Origin of the sequence: Serratia sp. PF-27 (assembly GCF_030053255.1) — a bacterium.
Taxonomy (GTDB): domain Bacteria; phylum Pseudomonadota; class Gammaproteobacteria; order Enterobacterales; family Enterobacteriaceae; genus Serratia; species Serratia bockelmannii.
Genome location: NZ_JASGBT010000018.1, coordinates 221594 through 239182 on the forward strand (window position 1 = coordinate 221594; position 17589 = coordinate 239182).

Here is a 17589-nt window from a genome sequence, read left to right on the forward strand (position 1 = left end):
ATGTCTGAAGCTCCAAAAAAACGTTGGTACGTCGTTCAGGCGTTTTCCGGTTTTGAAGGTCGCGTAGCGCAATCGCTGCGTGAACACATCAAACTGCACGATATGGAAGAGCTGTTCGGCGAAGTGATGGTGCCTACGGAAGAAGTGGTTGAAATCCGTGGTGGCCAGCGTCGCAAGAGCGAGCGTAAATTCTTCCCTGGCTACGTGCTGGTGCAGATGGTGATGAATGACGCCAGCTGGCACCTGGTGCGCAGCGTACCGCGTGTCATGGGGTTCATCGGCGGCACGTCTGACCGTCCTGCGCCTATCAGCGATAAAGAAGTTGATGCGATCATGAACCGCCTGCAGCAGGTTGGTGACAAACCGCGTCCGAAGACGCTGTTCGAGCCGGGCGAGCTGGTGCGCGTCAACGATGGCCCGTTTGCCGATTTCAACGGCGTGGTCGAAGAAGTCGATTACGAAAAGAGCCGCCTGAAAGTTTCCGTTTCCATCTTCGGCCGTGCAACGCCGGTGGAACTGGACTTCAGCCAGGTTGAAAAAGGCTGATCGAATAATCAGCAATAAGCGGTCCGTTGCCGCTTGTCAAAGGCGCGAAATTGAACTACAATTTCGCGCCTTTTGTTTTTAGATGCCTTGCCTGATGCCTGTCTGGCGAGGTTAAACACGGGGAGCCTCTCACGAGGCGATACTACCCAAACCGAGGAAATTTAAATGGCTAAGAAAGTACAAGCCTACGTCAAGCTGCAAGTTGCAGCTGGTATGGCGAACCCGAGCCCACCAGTGGGTCCAGCTCTGGGTCAGCAGGGCGTTAACATCATGGAATTCTGTAAGGCATTCAACGCTAAGACTGACAGCGTTGAAAAAGGTCTGCCGATTCCGGTTGTTATCACCGTTTATTCTGATCGCTCCTTCACTTTCGTTACCAAAACCCCGCCAGCAGCAGTTCTGCTGAAAAAAGCGGCTGGTATCAAGTCTGGTTCCGGTAAGCCGAACAAAGACAAAGTAGGTAAAGTGACTCGTGCTCAGGTACGTGAAATCGCAGAAACCAAAGCTGCGGACATGACTGGTTCTGACGTTGAAGCGATGACTCGCTCCATCGAAGGTACCGCTCGTTCCATGGGCCTGGTAGTGGAGGATTAAGAGATGGCTAAGCTGACCAAGCGCATGCGCGTGATCCGTGACAAAGTTGATGCTACTAAACAGTATGACATCACCGAAGCTGTTGCTCTGCTGAAAGAGCTGGCCACCGCTAAATTCGTAGAAAGCGTTGACGTTGCCGTTAACCTCGGCATCGACGCTCGTAAATCTGACCAAAACGTTCGTGGCGCTACCGTTCTGCCACACGGCACCGGTCGTTCCGTTCGCGTTGCCGTATTTGCCCAAGGCGCTAACGCTGAAGCAGCGAAAGCTGCCGGCGCAGAGCTGGTAGGTATGGACGATCTGGCTGACCAGATCAAGAAAGGCGAAATGAACTTCGACGTTGTTATTGCTTCCCCGGATGCAATGCGCGTTGTAGGTCAACTGGGCCAGATCCTGGGTCCACGCGGCCTGATGCCAAACCCGAAAGTGGGTACCGTTACTCCGAACGTTGCTGAAGCAGTGAAAAACGCTAAAGCTGGTCAGGTTCGCTACCGTAACGACAAAAACGGCATCATCCATACCACTATCGGTAAGGTTGATTTCGACGCAGACAAGCTGAAAGAAAACCTGGAAGCCCTGCTGGTTGCGCTGAAAAAAGCAAAACCTTCTCAGGCGAAAGGCATGTACATCAAGAAAGTTAGCCTCTCCACCACCATGGGTGCTGGCGTTGCTATCGATCAGAGCGGTCTGTCTGCTGCAGCGAACTAATCGCACTTGCGATTATCGCTTTGACTTGGGGCCGAGATTTGTCTAGAATCTTATGCCCCAAGGTTTTGCTACTGGCTATGCCGTAGGCAAAACAAAGATTTTTCGGTTGGAGCCTGGCCTATCCAGGCCTCCGTCCAAGACCGCAGGTGTATCGCAAGATACTTAATCCTTCCTGCGTAGACGGTGACAGAGCCTAAGAAAATTTTTCTTTTTTATAAAAGAATGTCTTTGCTGGATTCTGCTCACCGTGTTAAGCCGCTCGGCGTGGCGTTTTACAAAGCGCCGAGTGAAGTGAGTTCCGGGGGATTTTCCCCGGCTAATCCAGGAGCAAAAAGCTAATGGCATTAAATCTTCAAGACAAACAAGCGATTGTTGCTGAAGTCAGCGAAGTAGCCAAAGGCGCGCTGTCTGCGGTTGTTGCGGATTCCCGCGGCGTTACCGTAGATAAAATGACTGAACTGCGTAAAGCAGGTCGTGAAGCTGGCGTTTACATGCGTGTTGTTCGCAACACCCTGATGCGTCGCGTAGTTGAAGGCACTCCATTCGAATGCCTGAAAGACACGTTTGTCGGTCCAACCTTGATTGCATTCTCTCACGAACACCCGGGCGCTGCTGCTCGTCTGTTCAAAGAGTTCGCGAAAGCGAATGCAAAATTCGAGGTTAAAGCTGCGGCCTTTGAAGGTGAGCTGATCCCAGCGGCGCAAATCGACCGCCTGGCGACGCTGCCAACTTACGAAGAAGCGATCGCACGCCTGATGGCAACCATGAAAGAAGCCGCTGCCGGCAAACTGGTTCGCACTCTGGCTGCAGTACGCGATCAGAAAGAAGCGGCGTAAGCCACTCTTTCTTAGCCTTTGCTAACGTATTTAAACTATTTCTGAATTTTAGGAACAATTGTTATGTCTATCACTAAAGACCAAATCCTGGAAGCAGTTGCCGCTATGTCCGTAATGGACGTTGTTGAACTGGTTTCCGCTATGGAAGAAAAATTCGGCGTTTCTGCTGCTGCTGCTGTAGCTGTAGCTGCTGGCCCAGCTGAAGCTGCTGAAGAGAAAACTGAATTCGACGTTATCCTGAAAGCTGCAGGCGCTAACAAAGTTGCTGTTATCAAAGCAGTACGTGGCGCTACCGGCCTGGGTCTGAAAGAAGCTAAAGACCTGGTTGAATCTGCTCCAGCCGCTCTGAAAGAAGGCGTGAGCAAAGATGACGCAGAAGCTCTGAAAAAATCTCTGGAAGAAGCTGGCGCAGAAGTTGAAGTTAAATAAGCCAACCTTTCCGGTTGCAGCCTAGTCTTTTAGGCTGATGGCTGGTGACTTTTTAGTCACCAGCCTTTTTGCGCTGTAGGGCGCCAGTAGCGTTTCACACTGTTTGGCTGCTGGTTTCGCCTCCCAATGTTTGTTTCTGTTGACGACTTAATATACCGCGGTCTTTGCACTACCAGGAGTTCTGGGGGAAGACGCGATGAAATGGTTTAAGCGTGATAGCAAGAGACATTGCGGAAAGTGTTCCCGCTTTCCGGTCGACAAAACGGTGTTGCATGAACTGTCCCTAATCGGACGGACAGATTGGGTCACTGATCAGCGAGCTGAGGAACCCTATGGTTTACTCCTATACCGAGAAAAAACGTATTCGTAAGGATTTTGGTAAACGTCCACAAGTGCTGGACATACCATATCTCCTTTCTATCCAGCTTGACTCGTTCCAGAAGTTTATCGAGCAAGATCCAGAAGGGCAGTACGGCCTTGAAGCCGCATTCCGTTCTGTTTTCCCTATCCAGAGCTACAGTGGCAATTCGGAGCTGCAATACGTTAGCTACCGTCTTGGTGAGCCGGTCTTCGACGTCAAAGAGTGCCAGATCCGTGGTGTGACGTTCTCTGCACCGCTGCGCGTAAAACTGCGCCTGGTTATCTATGAGCGCGAAGCGCCTGAAGGTACGGTCAAAGACATCAAGGAACAAGAAGTCTACATGGGCGAAATTCCGCTCATGACCGAAAACGGCACCTTTGTGATCAACGGTACTGAGAGGGTTATCGTATCTCAGTTGCACCGTAGTCCTGGCGTATTCTTCGACAGCGATAAGGGTAAAACCCACTCTTCGGGTAAAGTGCTGTACAACGCACGCATCATCCCTTACCGCGGTTCATGGTTGGACTTCGAGTTCGATCCGAAAGACAACCTGTTCGTGCGTATTGACCGTCGCCGCAAACTGCCTGCGACCATCATTCTGCGCGCGCTGAACTACACCACTGAACAGATCCTCGACCTGTTCTTTGACAAGATCGTCTTCGAAATCCGCGACAACAAGCTGCAGATGGAGCTGGTGCCAGAGCGCCTGCGTGGTGAGACCGCTTCGTTCGATATCGAAGCCAACGGCAAGATCTACGTAGAGAAAGGCCGTCGTATCACCGCCCGTCATATCCGTCAGCTGGAAAAAGACGACATTCAGAGCATTGAAGTACCGGTAGAGTACATCGCGGGCAAAGTGGTCGCGAAAGACTATATCGATACCAATACCGGCGAACTGATCTGCGCAGCCAACATGGAGCTGTCGCTGGATCTGCTGGCCAAACTGAGCCAGTCTGGCCACAAGCGCATCGAAACGCTGTTCACCAACGATCTGGATCACGGCGCGTACATCTCTGAAACGCTGCGTGTCGATCCGACCAACGATCGTCTGAGCTCGCTGGTAGAAATCTACCGCATGATGCGCCCTGGTGAGCCGCCAACGCGCGAAGCTGCCGAAAGCCTGTTCGAGAACCTGTTCTTCTCCGAAGACCGCTACGATCTGTCCGCGGTTGGTCGCATGAAGTTCAACCGTTCTCTGCTGCGCGACGAGATCGAAGGTTCGGGCATCCTGAGCAAAGACGACATCATCGAAGTGATGAAGAAGCTCATCGATATCCGTAACGGCAAGGGCGAAGTGGACGACATCGACCACTTGGGCAACCGTCGTATCCGCTCCGTCGGCGAAATGGCCGAGAACCAGTTCCGCGTAGGTCTGGTGCGTGTTGAGCGTGCGGTGAAAGAGCGTCTGTCTCTGGGCGATCTGGATACCCTGATGCCTCAGGACATGATCAACGCCAAGCCGATTTCGGCGGCGGTGAAAGAGTTCTTCGGTTCCAGCCAGCTGTCCCAGTTCATGGACCAGAACAACCCGCTGTCCGAGATCACGCACAAGCGTCGTATCTCCGCACTGGGCCCGGGCGGTCTGACCCGTGAGCGCGCCGGCTTTGAAGTTCGAGACGTACACCCGACCCACTACGGCCGCGTGTGCCCAATCGAAACGCCGGAAGGTCCAAACATCGGTCTGATCAACTCCCTGTCCGTGTACGCACAGACTAACGAGTATGGCTTCCTGGAAACCCCGTACCGCCGCGTGCGTGACGGCGTGGTGACCGATGAAATCAACTACCTGTCTGCTATTGAAGAAGGCAACTTCGTTATCGCCCAGGCGAACTCCAACCTGGATGAAGAAGGCCGCTTCGTAGAAGACCTGGTCACCTGCCGCAGCAAAGGCGAATCAAGCCTGTTCAGCCGCGACCAGGTTGACTACATGGACGTATCCACCCAGCAGGTTGTTTCCGTTGGTGCCTCACTGATTCCATTCCTGGAACACGATGACGCCAACCGTGCATTGATGGGTGCGAACATGCAACGTCAGGCCGTACCAACCCTGCGCGCTGACAAGCCGCTGGTCGGTACCGGTATGGAACGTGCTGTAGCGGTTGACTCCGGCGTAACCGCCGTTGCCAAACGCGGCGGTGTGATCCAGTACGTGGATGCTTCCCGTATCGTTATCAAAGTTAACGAAGACGAGATGTACCCGGGCGAAGCAGGTATCGATATTTACAACCTGACCAAGTACACCCGTTCTAACCAGAACACCTGCATCAACCAGATGCCGTGTGTGAGTCTGGGTGAGCCAATTGAGCGCGGTGACGTGCTGGCGGATGGCCCATCGACAGACCTGGGCGAACTGGCACTGGGCCAGAACATGCGCGTAGCGTTCATGCCTTGGAACGGCTACAACTTCGAAGACTCCATTTTGGTCTCCGAGCGCGTGGTGCAGGAAGATCGCTTCACCACCATCCACATCCAGGAACTGGCGTGCGTGTCTCGCGACACCAAGCTGGGGCCTGAAGAGATCACCGCCGACATCCCTAACGTGGGTGAAGCTGCGCTCTCCAAGCTGGATGAATCCGGTATCGTGTATATCGGTGCTGAAGTGACCGGCGGTGACATCCTGGTCGGTAAGGTAACGCCTAAAGGCGAAACCCAGCTGACGCCGGAAGAGAAACTGCTGCGTGCGATCTTCGGTGAGAAAGCGTCTGACGTTAAAGACTCTTCTCTGCGTGTGCCGAACGGCGTTTCCGGTACGGTTATCGACGTGCAGGTCTTCACCCGTGATGGCGTGGAAAAAGACAAGCGCGCGTTGGAAATCGAAGAGATGCAGCTGAAGCAGGCGAAGAAAGACCTGACGGAAGAACTGCAGATCCTGGAAGCCGGCCTGTTTGCACGTATCCACGCGGTGCTGGTTGCCGGTGGCATCGAAGCCGACAAGCTGAGCAAGCTGCCGCGCGATCGCTGGCTGGAACTGGGCCTGACCGACGAAGAGAAGCAAAACCAGCTGGAACAGCTGGCCGAGCAGTACGACGAACTGAAATCCGACTTCGAGAAGAAGCTGGAAGCCAAGCGTCGTAAGATCACTCAGGGCGACGATCTGGCGCCGGGCGTGCTGAAAATCGTCAAGGTTTATCTGGCCGTTAAACGTCAGATCCAACCGGGTGACAAGATGGCGGGCCGCCACGGTAACAAGGGTGTTATCTCCAAGATCAACCCGATCGAAGATATGCCTTACGATGAAAACGGCACGCCGGTAGACATCGTACTGAACCCGCTGGGCGTACCATCACGTATGAACATCGGTCAGATCCTGGAAACCCACCTGGGTATGGCTGCGAAAGGCATCGGTGAGAAAATCAACCAGATGCTGAAGCAGCAGCAGGAAGTGGCCAAGCTGCGTGAGTTCATCCAGAAGGCCTACGATCTGGGCGACGACGTTTGCCAGAAAGTTGACCTGAACACCTTCAGCGACGACGAAGTGCTGCGTCTGGCAGAGAACCTGAAAAAAGGTATGCCGATCGCAACACCGGTGTTTGACGGTGCGAAAGAGACTGAAATCAAGAAGCTGCTGGAAATGGGTGGTATCCCGACCTCCGGTCAGATCACGCTGTTCGATGGCCGTACCGGTGAGCAATTCGAGCGCCAGGTTACTGTTGGCTATATGTACATGCTGAAACTGAACCACTTGGTTGACGATAAAATGCACGCCCGTTCAACCGGTTCTTACAGCTTGGTTACTCAGCAACCTCTGGGTGGTAAAGCGCAGTTCGGTGGTCAACGCTTCGGTGAGATGGAAGTGTGGGCACTGGAAGCATACGGCGCGGCTTATACCCTGCAGGAAATGCTCACCGTTAAGTCGGATGACGTTAACGGCCGTACCAAGATGTACAAAAACATCGTGGATGGCGACCACCGGATGGAGCCAGGCATGCCGGAATCCTTCAACGTACTGTTGAAAGAAATCCGCTCGCTCGGCATCAACATCGAACTGGAAGACGAGTAATCGTCATTCCGGCTCAGGCTCCCCGCCTAAGGGAGCCTGAGGGTGGTTGTTCAGGTCACACGGGTACCTACTGCGGTTGTGGGTACCCAACAGGTTTAACTCCGACAGGAGCCAATCCGTGAAAGACTTATTGAAGTTTCTGAAAGCGCAAACTAAGACCGAAGAGTTTGATGCGATCAAGATTGCTCTGGCCTCGCCAGACATGATCCGTTCGTGGTCGTTCGGTGAAGTTAAGAAGCCGGAAACCATTAACTACCGTACGTTCAAACCAGAACGTGACGGCCTTTTCTGCGCCCGTATCTTCGGGCCGGTAAAAGATTACGAGTGCCTGTGCGGTAAGTACAAGCGCTTGAAACACCGCGGCGTGATCTGTGAGAAGTGCGGCGTTGAAGTGACCCAGACCAAAGTGCGTCGTGAGCGCATGGGCCACATCGAGCTGGCTTCGCCGACCGCGCACATCTGGTTCCTGAAATCGCTGCCATCCCGCATCGGTTTGCTGCTGGATATGCCGCTGCGTGACATCGAACGCGTACTGTACTTCGAATCCTATGTGGTGGTCGAAGGCGGTATGACCAACCTCGAGCGTCGTCAGATCCTGACCGAAGAGCAGTATCTGGACGCGCTGGAAGAGTTCGGTGACGAATTCGACGCCAAGATGGGTGCGGAAGCTATTCAGGCCCTGTTGAAAAACATGGATCTGGAAGCCGAGTGCGAGCAGCTGCGTGAAGAGCTGAACGAAACCAACTCCGAAACCAAGCGCAAGAAGTTGACCAAGCGTATCAAGCTGCTGGAAGCGTTCGTACAGTCCGGTAACAAGCCGGAGTGGATGATCCTGACCGTGCTGCCGGTACTGCCGCCGGATCTGCGCCCGCTGGTTCCGCTGGATGGCGGTCGTTTCGCGACCTCGGATCTGAACGATCTGTATCGCCGCGTGATCAACCGTAACAACCGTCTGAAACGCCTGCTGGATCTGGCTGCGCCTGACATCATCGTGCGCAACGAAAAGCGTATGCTGCAAGAAGCGGTAGACGCCCTGCTGGATAACGGCCGTCGCGGTCGTGCCATCACCGGTTCCAACAAACGTCCTCTGAAATCTTTGGCCGACATGATCAAAGGTAAGCAGGGTCGTTTCCGTCAGAACCTGCTCGGTAAACGCGTTGACTACTCCGGCCGTTCCGTAATCACCGTAGGTCCATACCTGCGTCTGCATCAGTGCGGTCTGCCTAAAAAGATGGCGCTGGAGCTGTTCAAACCGTTCATCTACGGCAAGTTGGAGCTGCGTGGCCTGGCCACCACCATCAAAGCCGCCAAGAAAATGGTTGAGCGTGAAGAAGCCGTCGTTTGGGATATCCTGGACGAAGTGATCCGCGAACACCCGGTACTGCTGAACCGTGCACCAACCCTGCACCGTTTGGGTATCCAGGCGTTTGAACCGGTTCTGATCGAAGGTAAAGCGATCCAGCTGCACCCGCTGGTTTGTGCGGCCTATAACGCCGACTTCGATGGTGACCAGATGGCTGTTCACGTACCGCTGACGCTGGAAGCCCAGCTGGAAGCGCGTGCGCTGATGATGTCTACCAACAACATCCTGTCCCCAGCGAACGGCGAGCCAATCATCGTTCCTTCTCAGGACGTTGTACTGGGTCTGTACTACATGACCCGCGACTGTGTTAACGCCAAGGGCGAAGGCATGGTGCTGAACGGTTCCAAAGAAGCTGAGCGTGTTTACCGCGCCGGCCTGGCGTCTCTGCATGCGCGCGTTAAAGTGCGTATCACCGAAGACGTCAAAAACGCCGAAGGCGAATGGACTTCTCAGACCAGCATCATCGACACCACCATCGGCCGCGCCATCCTGTGGATGATCGTACCGAAAGGTCTGCCGTACTCGATCGTTAACCAGCCTTTGGGCAAGAAAGCGATCTCCAAGATGCTGAACACCTGTTACCGCATCCTGGGCCTGAAGCCGACCGTTATCTTTGCTGACCAGATCATGTACACCGGTTTTGCTTACGCAGCCCGTTCAGGCGCTTCCGTAGGTATCGACGACATGGTTATCCCGGCCAAGAAAGCGGAGATCATCGAAGAAGCGGAAACCGAAGTTGCCGAGATCCAGGAGCAGTTCCAGTCTGGTCTGGTTACCGCCGGCGAACGCTACAACAAAGTGATCGATATCTGGGCTGCAGCGAACGAACGCGTTGCGAAAGCGATGATGGAAAACCTGTCGGTAGAAGACGTGGTTAACCGTGACGGCGAAGTGGAACAGCAAGTTTCCTTCAACAGCATCTTTATGATGGCCGACTCCGGTGCGCGTGGTTCCGCCGCTCAGATTCGTCAGCTGGCCGGTATGCGTGGCCTGATGGCGAAGCCGGACGGCTCCATCATCGAAACGCCAATCACCGCGAACTTCCGTGAAGGTCTGAACGTACTCCAGTACTTCATCTCCACCCACGGTGCTCGTAAAGGTCTGGCGGATACCGCACTGAAAACCGCGAACTCCGGTTATCTGACCCGTCGTCTGGTTGACGTGGCGCAGGATCTGGTTGTGACCGAAGACGACTGTGGCACCCACGACGGCATCCTGATGACTCCGGTTATCGAAGGTGGCGACGTGAAAGAGCCGCTGCGTGAACGCGTTCTGGGCCGTGTGACGGCAGAAGACGTCCTCAAGCCGGGTACGGCGGACATTCTGGTGCCACGCAACACCCTGCTGAACGAGAAGGCGTGTGACCTGTTGGAAGAGAATTCTGTCGACAGCGTTAAAGTCCGTTCCGTAGTGAGCTGTGAAACCGACTTTGGTGTGTGTGCAAACTGCTACGGTCGCGACCTGGCACGTGGCCACATCATCAACAAAGGTGAAGCCATCGGCGTTATCGCGGCACAGTCCATCGGTGAGCCGGGTACACAGCTGACGATGCGTACGTTCCACATCGGTGGTGCGGCATCTCGTGCGGCTGCTGAATCCAGCATCCAGGTGAAAAACAAGGGTAGCCTCAAGCTGAGCAACGTGAAGTTCGTTATGAACGCCGCGGGCAAGCTGGTGATCACCTCGCGTAACACCGAACTGAAACTGATCGACGAATTCGGCCGTACCAAAGAAAGCTACAAGGTGCCTTACGGTGCCGTGATGGGCAAAGGCGACGGTGAAGAAGTTAACGGCGGCGAAACCGTTGCTAACTGGGATCCGCACACCATGCCGGTCATCAGTGAAGTCAGCGGCTTCATTCGCTTCGCGGATATGGTTGACGGCCAGACCATTACTCGCCAGACCGACGAACTGACCGGTTTGTCTTCTCTGGTCGTACTGGACAGCGCAGAGCGTACCGGTAGCGGTAAAGACCTGCGTCCGGCACTGAAAATCGTTGACGCTCAGGGCGAAGACGTATTGATCCCAGGTACTGATATGCCTGCTCAATACTTCCTGCCGGGCAAAGCGATCGTTCAGCTGGAAGACGGCATTCAGATCGGTGCGGGTGATACCCTGGCGCGTATTCCTCAGGAATCCGGCGGTACCAAGGATATTACCGGTGGTCTGCCGCGCGTTGCCGACCTGTTCGAAGCACGTCGTCCGAAAGAGCCGGCAATCCTGGCTGAAATCAGCGGGATTATCTCGTTCGGTAAAGAGACCAAAGGCAAACGTCGCCTGGTGATCTCTCCGCTGGACGGCAGCGACGCTTACGAAGAGATGATCCCGAAATGGCGTCAGCTCAACGTGTTCGAAGGCGAAGTGGTGGAACGTGGTGACGTCGTTTCCGACGGCCCAGAGTCTCCGCACGACATTCTGCGTCTGCGTGGCGTGCATGCGGTTACCCGCTACATCACCAACGAAGTGCAGGAAGTTTACCGTCTGCAAGGCGTTAAGATTAACGATAAGCACATCGAAGTTATCGTTCGTCAGATGCTGCGTAAAGGCACCATCGTTAGCGCTGGTGGCTCCGAGTTCCTGGAAGGCGAGCAGGCTGAAGTGTCTCGCGTCAAGATTGCCAACCGTCAGCTGGAAGCTGAAGGTAAAATCGCGGCAACCTTCTCGCGCGATCTGCTGGGTATCACTAAGGCTTCCTTGGCGACCGAGTCCTTCATCTCCGCTGCATCGTTCCAGGAAACGACGCGCGTTCTGACCGAAGCTGCCGTAGCCGGCAAGCGTGATGAACTGCGTGGCCTGAAAGAGAACGTTATCGTGGGCCGTCTGATCCCAGCCGGTACCGGTTACGCTTATCATCAGGATCGTATGCGTCGCCGTGCTCAGGGTGAAGCGCCGGTTGTTCCGCAAGTCAGCGCGGAAGAAGCGACGGCTAACCTGGCCGAGCTGCTCAACGCAGGCCTGGGCGGCAGCGACGACGAGTAATCGTCATCCGCGCCGCGGGCCCGGTACGCCGGGCCCATCGCCAGATAAACCGCCCCTTCGGGGGCGGTTTTTTTTCGCCTCGTGCCGGGTTAAGACAAACTTTGCTACTATGGTTCCAGCAGAAATTGACCGGCGCTTTTTATCTGACAATTAAGGACAGTGCGAAACATGGACAGCCTCATTACCTTCGAAAAATTGACGGCGCAACACCTGCCATACCTGTATGAGATCCGCTTTTCCGTTGAAGAAAACCTGCTGCATCCGCATCAGGTCCAGTATCTGCAGCGCAAACAGGCGCTGGAGGACATCAACCAGGGCGGCGGTTGGATCTGCAAGTATGGCGACGACTATGCCGGCGTTGGCTTCGGGTTATTCATCCCTGAACCGCTGATCGGCGGCCTGTTCGTGAAGCCGGAATACCAGTCTAAGGGGATCGGCTCTGCCTTACTGGCACGGGTCACTCACTGGATGTTTGAGCACGGCGCCGAAGCGATCCACTTAACCACCGATCTCGGCTCCAAGGCCGAAGGCTTTTATCAACGTCACGGCTGGGTCGTGGTCGGGCAGGATGAATTTGGCCAGGCCGAATTGGTGAAACGCAAAGAGGGTGAATGATGAAAATCAAAGGATTGATGACGTTACTGCTGCTTTCGCTGTTTAGCGCGCCGCTGTATGCGGCCGTTGACTATTTTTATCTGAAACCGCTCGACGGCGAGAAGATCAAAATCACCCGGCAGATGCTGGAGGCGATGCCGCCGCACACGATTAAAACCTCGACCAATTTCACCCCGGAAGATACGTTTACCGGCGTTGAGTTTGCCGAGCTGGTGAAAGCCTATCATCTGAAAGGCCAGTCGGTGCGCGCTTTCGCCTGGGACGATTACTCCTACTCGATGCCGATTGACGAGATGATTAAATACCGCGTGATTGTCGCCTATCTGCGCGGCGGTAAGCCGATCGACGTGGGGGAGTTGGGGCCATTCGCCATTATTTATCCGCGCGATGGCTACGCTGAGCTGAATAACCTGGATGTGAACGCGAAAACCGTCTGGCAAGTTAAACGGTTGGAGATGAAATAAGATGAGCAAAAAACTGATCGGTACTCTTATCGCGTTGGTTGCCATCTTCTCTTTATTGATTTTGTTGATTGCTATTAACTTCGGTGGCGTAAAAGAACGCTATAAGCAGATCGAGCCCAATCTGGACAACTACTCGGTGGCCGAGATCCTCTTTCTGGCGTTTGAAAGGACCAAAACCGCGCTGCTGCTCAGTGAAAATAACGACTACGATGCTTTCCTGATCAAGAAGAAAATCTTTTACTCGAAGATTCAGATCCTGGAGAGCCGTTCGACCTTCAGCGACTCTTTTTATTACGACGACGAGTTCATCAAGAATGTTGCGCTGCTGAAGCAGCAGTACCGCACGTTGGACGATCTCTCCACCGGCTTGCTGGTGGGGCAGAAAAACAAGACGGATATTCTCTCTTATATGGATGATATCGAGGGCACGCTGGTCGATATCCAGGAAATTATTTATCGGATACAGATTAAAAACTTTACCGAAGTGAAAGGCATCATCCAGGACAACTCGAGTAAAGCCGAGATGTTTGCCCTCTTTTCGCTGATTTTGGTGTTCCTGATGATGTTCCTGGTGCTGAGAAATGCCTTCTCGTTAAAAGAGATCATCAAGAATAAGAACATCTTTATCTCTTCCATCTACCACGAGATCGCCGGCTCGACTCAGGCCATCGTCATTGCTGCGGATATCATGGAGCACGAGCTGGCGCAGGAAGAGTTGAAAAAAGAAGCTCGCCTGATCTCCTATCACGGCAATAAGATCACCGAACAAACGCGCGAGGTGATGGATTATTCGCGGCTAGAGATGGGGGAGGTCAAAGTGAATATATCCACCTTCCGTCTGAATGAGGTGGTGGACGATGCCATGACCAGTATCAGCGCCGGGCGCGGTAATCGCATCGTGGTGCGTCGTTCATCCTATGTTGGTTTGATTTGCTCCGACAAATATAAGCTCTACCGAATATTGGCCAATCTGCTCAGCAACGCGGACAAATTTACTCACCACGGTGCGATTATCCTCAATGTGAAGGTGTGCCACGGCAATCTGTATTTATGGGTAAAAGACACCGGCATCGGGTTTAACGTCGATAATCTGGAACGATTATATAAGGCGTTCAATCAGGGGGTGGAAAGGGAAACGCGACAGGGATTGGGGCTGGGGCTGACCATTATCAAAAATTACGTCACGACGATGAAAGGCGCCATCAAGGTCAAATCCGTCGAAGGGGTTGGCTCGTCGTTTTTGATCCGCATCCCGGTCAAACTAATTAAAGAATAAGTTCGACAGCAGCAGCGAAGAGATAATCAGCGGTTTGGTCGGTTTTTCCACCAGATGCACGTCATAGTGCAGGATCATATCGCCGATGTTTTTCTCGTAGTGATTCAGCTGGCCGGTCAAAATGATGATGCGGGCATGCGGATCGAGGGTGTCCTTTATTTTCTTCACGACGCGTTCGGAAGTCTCGCCGAAGTCCAACAGCCAGTCCAAAATAAACGCCTCAAAAGACTGGTGCTCCAGCGCGGCCAGCATGGCGTCCGCCGTTTGAAAGGTCTCGGTCTCGATGCCGTAGCGGCAGGCGATCTTCTTCAACAATTCGAGAATATCACTGTCATTGTCCAGGATCGCGATACGCGGAGCCGGCAGAAAGTCTATCTTGTTGACTTTGTACAGTGGGGCATCGGCGGCATGTTCCCGGTTGGTGTTGATGATGAAAAGATCGTCTTTTTTGTAGGCGTAGGTTTCGTCGCTGTCTGCTTGCGTGGCCGGGCGCTCGTCGACCTCAATGTTGCAGCGCTTGTGAATGCTGTTCATGATAAAGACGCCGTTATGCGTCCTTTGGCCGGCAAACGGTTCGTTGAAATACTGAAAAACCTTTTTGATTTCATCGAGGGTGATGCCCCTTTTGCCATCCAGTTTTTGTTTGGCGCTGTTGTACTGAAGGTTCAGTATGTTGGCCATCGTGGAGGCATGTTTTCTGTCGCCAACTCCTTTCAGAGTGAGCAACGCGCTGATTGCATCGATATAATTTGGCGTTTTCTTCATGACAACCTTGGCTTTTTTGATGTTGACCGCGAGCGCTGAAAAACCTGCGCGAGAACCCGTGCTGGATTATAGATGATGCCCCGGTGGTTGCGGTGATATCAGTTTGATTTCCTTTGGCAAACTCAAAACATACTCGATACTAAATAAAAAAACACTCAAAAGACATTCACATTTAATCGTTTATGTGGTTAATTAGCGCACATACTGTGTGATTCGCGTCCTGGGGGGGTGCCAGTCTCACAAAATAAACCGCCTGCTCTTGTCCGTAAGCAGGGAGCAGGCGGCAAAAAAGATCTGCGGTCAACACCAGGGCTATTGGCTGCATCGGGGATGACCATTCGAACCTCTCTTCGTCGCTGTATCTTCTTTTTTCCTCGTTCCTCACTGTTCTGCCGTAATAGCGCCCTATGAATATCACTCCTAAGTGAATACCGAACGCAGATATCGCATCTTTCTGACAGCCCATTAACCGACAAGACAACCTATCCGTACGCCCTTACAGGCCGCGATACGGCATATGCGCGTTGCCGCGGACGAGGGCCGGAGTCGCGCAAGAGGATCTCCGGCGCGATCCGGGATGGGATAAGGCGGGGCCATCGAGAGGGTGACGGCCCCGGCCGACGCCGGGTTTGGCGGTCGGCAAGGCCACTATAGTCGGCGCGTTTGCCGGCGCCAGCGCTGCCGTTCGGCATTGCGCGGCCGCTCCAGCGTTTTCTTCACACGGCGGCAAACGTTGCTGTTTATTGCGCGCCGCGTCCCAGATAACCGTCCCAGTCTTTCCACACCGGCTGCAGCCCGGCGTGGCTGATGGCCTCGGCGACCTGCTGCGGCGTGCGGTCGTCGTGCGGTTCGAACTGTTCCAGCTCCGGCGGTACGTCATCGGCATAGCCGCCGGGCTGCGTCTTGGATCCGGCGCTGACGCTGTTGATCGCCACCGGGATCATATGATCGCGGAAGTAAGGCGACTCCCGGGTAGACAGCGACAGCTCAACGTCTGGCGCGAACAGCCGGAAGGCGCAGATCAGCTGCACCAGTTGAGGCTCGCTCATGATCGACGCCGGTTCAATGCCACCGGCGCAGGGGCGCAGGCGCGGGAACGAGATCGAGTAGCGGCTCTGCCAGTAGGTTTGCTGCAGGTAGAACAGATGTTCCGCCAGCAGGTAGCAGTCGGTGCGCCAACTGTTGGACAGACCGATCAATGCGCCGAGGCCGATCTTGTCGATCCCGGCGCGCCCCAGGCGATCCGGCGTGGCCAGGCGCCAATGGAAATCCTGCTTCTGGCCGCGCAGGTGGTGCTGCAGATAGGTGGCCGGATGGTAGGTTTCCTGGTACACCAGCACGCCGTCCAGGCCCAGCGTTTTCAGTTCGGCGTATTCCTCCTGCGCCAGCGGCTGCACTTCCATCATCAGCGAGCTGAAGTGTCGGCGGATCGCCGGGATGTGCTGGCGGAAATAGTCCATGCCAACCTTGGTCTGATGTTCGCCGGTGACCAGCAACAGATGTTCGAACCCCAGCGTCTTGATGGCTTCGCACTCGCGTGCGATCTCCGCCGCATCCAGCGTTTTGCGCTTGATGCGGTTGCTCATCGAAAAGCCGCAGTAGGTGCAGTCGTTGGCGCACAGGTTAGAGAGATACAGCGGCACATAGAAGCCGACGACGTTACCGAACCGCTGGCGGGTCAGCTGCTGTGCGCGCTGCGCCAGCGGTTCCAGATACGGCGCGGCCGCGGGGGAGATCAGCGCCATAAAGTCGTCGCGCGTCAGCTTGTCGGCGTTCAACGCGTGCTCCACGTCGCGCGTAGTTTTGCCGTTGATGCGCAGCGTAATGTCGTCCCAGTCCAGCTGTTGCCAGCGGCTACTGAAATCGTCGGCCATCATTGCGCCTCCTCTGGCTGGCTGAGAAAAGCGGTCAGCGGGCTGGACGCGACCGCGCCGCGCTGGCTGGAGCCTAATCCGGCGCTGCGTGCCAGCTCGCCGGCCTCCAGCGCCAGGCGAAACGCCCGCGCCATCTGCACCGGATCGCGCGCCACGGCAATGGCGGTATTCACCAGCACCGCGTCGGCACCCAGCTCCATCGCCTCCAGCGCGTGGCTTGGCGCGCCGATGCCGGCGTCTACCACCACCGGCACCTTGGCTTGATCGATGATGATTTCGAGGAAGTCACGGGTGCGCAGACCGCGGTTGGAGCCGATAGGCGCACCAAGCGGCATCACCGCCGCACAGCCCACCTCTTCCAGCCGTTTGCACAGCACCGGATCGGCGCCGCAGTAGGGCAGCACCACAAAACCGTCTTTCACCAGCGTTTCCGCCGCTTTCAGCGTTTCTATCGGATCAGGCAGCAGGTATTTCACATCGGGATGGATCTCCAGTTTCACCCAGTGGGTGCCGAGCGCTTCACGCGCCAGCCGGGCGGCGAACACCGCCTCGGCGGCGGTTTTGGCGCCGGAGGTGTTGGGCAGCAGCCTGACGCCCAACTGCTGCAGCGGCGCCAAAATGGCGTCGTTGCCGCCGCGCAGATCGACGCGCTTCATGGCCATGGTCACCAGCTGTGAGCCGGAGGCCGCCAGTGCCTCCAGCATCAACGCCGGGGTGGCGAACTTGCCGGTGCCGGTGAACAGGCGCGAGGTAAAAGTGGTATCGGCGATTTTCAGCAT

Annotated in this window: 13 protein-coding genes; 10 read left to right on the top strand and 3 right to left on the bottom strand. The window is 55.0% G+C overall.

Annotated elements, in window-relative coordinates:
* The 10 genes from nusG (at window position 1) to QMZ29_RS11515 (ending at window position 14171) form a co-directional block, all read left to right on the top strand.
* Window positions 1–546, top strand: a complete 546-nt coding sequence (gene nusG, locus QMZ29_RS11470; RefSeq protein ID WP_004929914.1) for a transcription termination/antitermination protein NusG — start codon at window positions 1–3, stop codon at window positions 544–546.
* Between the two features lie 165 nt (window positions 547–711).
* Complete coding sequence (gene rplK / locus QMZ29_RS11475; RefSeq protein WP_015376316.1) at window positions 712–1140, top strand: 50S ribosomal protein L11; 429 nt, start codon at window positions 712–714, stop codon at window positions 1138–1140.
* A 3-nt stretch (window positions 1141–1143) separates the two neighbouring features.
* Window positions 1144–1848, top strand: coding sequence for a 50S ribosomal protein L1 (gene rplA, locus QMZ29_RS11480; RefSeq protein ID WP_019456443.1), 705 nt, complete (start codon window positions 1144–1146; stop codon window positions 1846–1848).
* 338 nt (window positions 1849–2186) lie between these two features.
* Window positions 2187–2684: a 50S ribosomal protein L10 gene (gene rplJ, locus QMZ29_RS11485; protein WP_004929905.1), complete on the top strand. Its 498-nt coding sequence runs from the start codon at window positions 2187–2189 to the stop codon at window positions 2682–2684.
* A 63-nt stretch (window positions 2685–2747) separates the two neighbouring features.
* Window positions 2748–3113: a 50S ribosomal protein L7/L12 gene (gene rplL, locus QMZ29_RS11490; RefSeq protein WP_004929903.1), complete on the top strand. Its 366-nt coding sequence runs from the start codon at window positions 2748–2750 to the stop codon at window positions 3111–3113.
* A 332-nt stretch (window positions 3114–3445) separates the two neighbouring features.
* A complete protein-coding gene (gene rpoB, locus QMZ29_RS11495) occupies window positions 3446–7474 on the top strand; it encodes a DNA-directed RNA polymerase subunit beta (protein ID WP_025304938.1) in 4029 nt (1342 codons plus the stop codon).
* Between the two features lie 118 nt (window positions 7475–7592).
* Window positions 7593–11816, top strand: a complete 4224-nt coding sequence (gene rpoC / locus QMZ29_RS11500) for a DNA-directed RNA polymerase subunit beta' (protein WP_025304939.1) — start codon at window positions 7593–7595, stop codon at window positions 11814–11816.
* A 168-nt stretch (window positions 11817–11984) separates the two neighbouring features.
* Window positions 11985–12431 carry a GNAT family N-acetyltransferase gene (locus QMZ29_RS11505; protein WP_025304940.1) on the top strand — a complete coding sequence of 149 codons (447 nt, stop codon included), beginning with the start codon at window positions 11985–11987 and terminating at the stop codon, window positions 12429–12431.
* Window positions 12431–12895, top strand: a complete 465-nt coding sequence (locus tag QMZ29_RS11510; protein ID WP_043143693.1) for a putative pterin-binding protein — start codon at window positions 12431–12433, stop codon at window positions 12893–12895. The genes QMZ29_RS11505 and QMZ29_RS11510 overlap by 1 nt, the downstream gene beginning before the upstream one ends.
* Window position 12896: 1 nt before the next feature.
* Entirely contained in the window at window positions 12897–14171 is a 1275-nt protein-coding gene (locus QMZ29_RS11515; RefSeq protein ID WP_147823577.1) for a sensor histidine kinase, read from the top strand.
* Here the strand turns inward: QMZ29_RS11515 and QMZ29_RS11520 are convergent.
* From QMZ29_RS11520 to QMZ29_RS11530, 3 genes are all read right to left on the bottom strand, one after another.
* Entirely contained in the window at window positions 14157–14936 is a 780-nt protein-coding gene (locus QMZ29_RS11520; protein WP_043143682.1) for a helix-turn-helix domain-containing protein, read from the bottom strand. The genes QMZ29_RS11515 and QMZ29_RS11520 overlap by 15 nt on opposite strands.
* A gap of 740 nt (window positions 14937–15676) precedes the next feature.
* Window positions 15677–16810, bottom strand: coding sequence for a 2-iminoacetate synthase ThiH (gene thiH, locus QMZ29_RS11525; protein WP_261427576.1), 1134 nt, complete (start codon window positions 16808–16810; stop codon window positions 15677–15679).
* Complete coding sequence (locus QMZ29_RS11530) at window positions 16810–17589, bottom strand: thiazole synthase (protein WP_261427575.1); 780 nt, start codon at window positions 17587–17589, stop codon at window positions 16810–16812. The genes thiH and QMZ29_RS11530 overlap by 1 nt, the downstream gene beginning before the upstream one ends.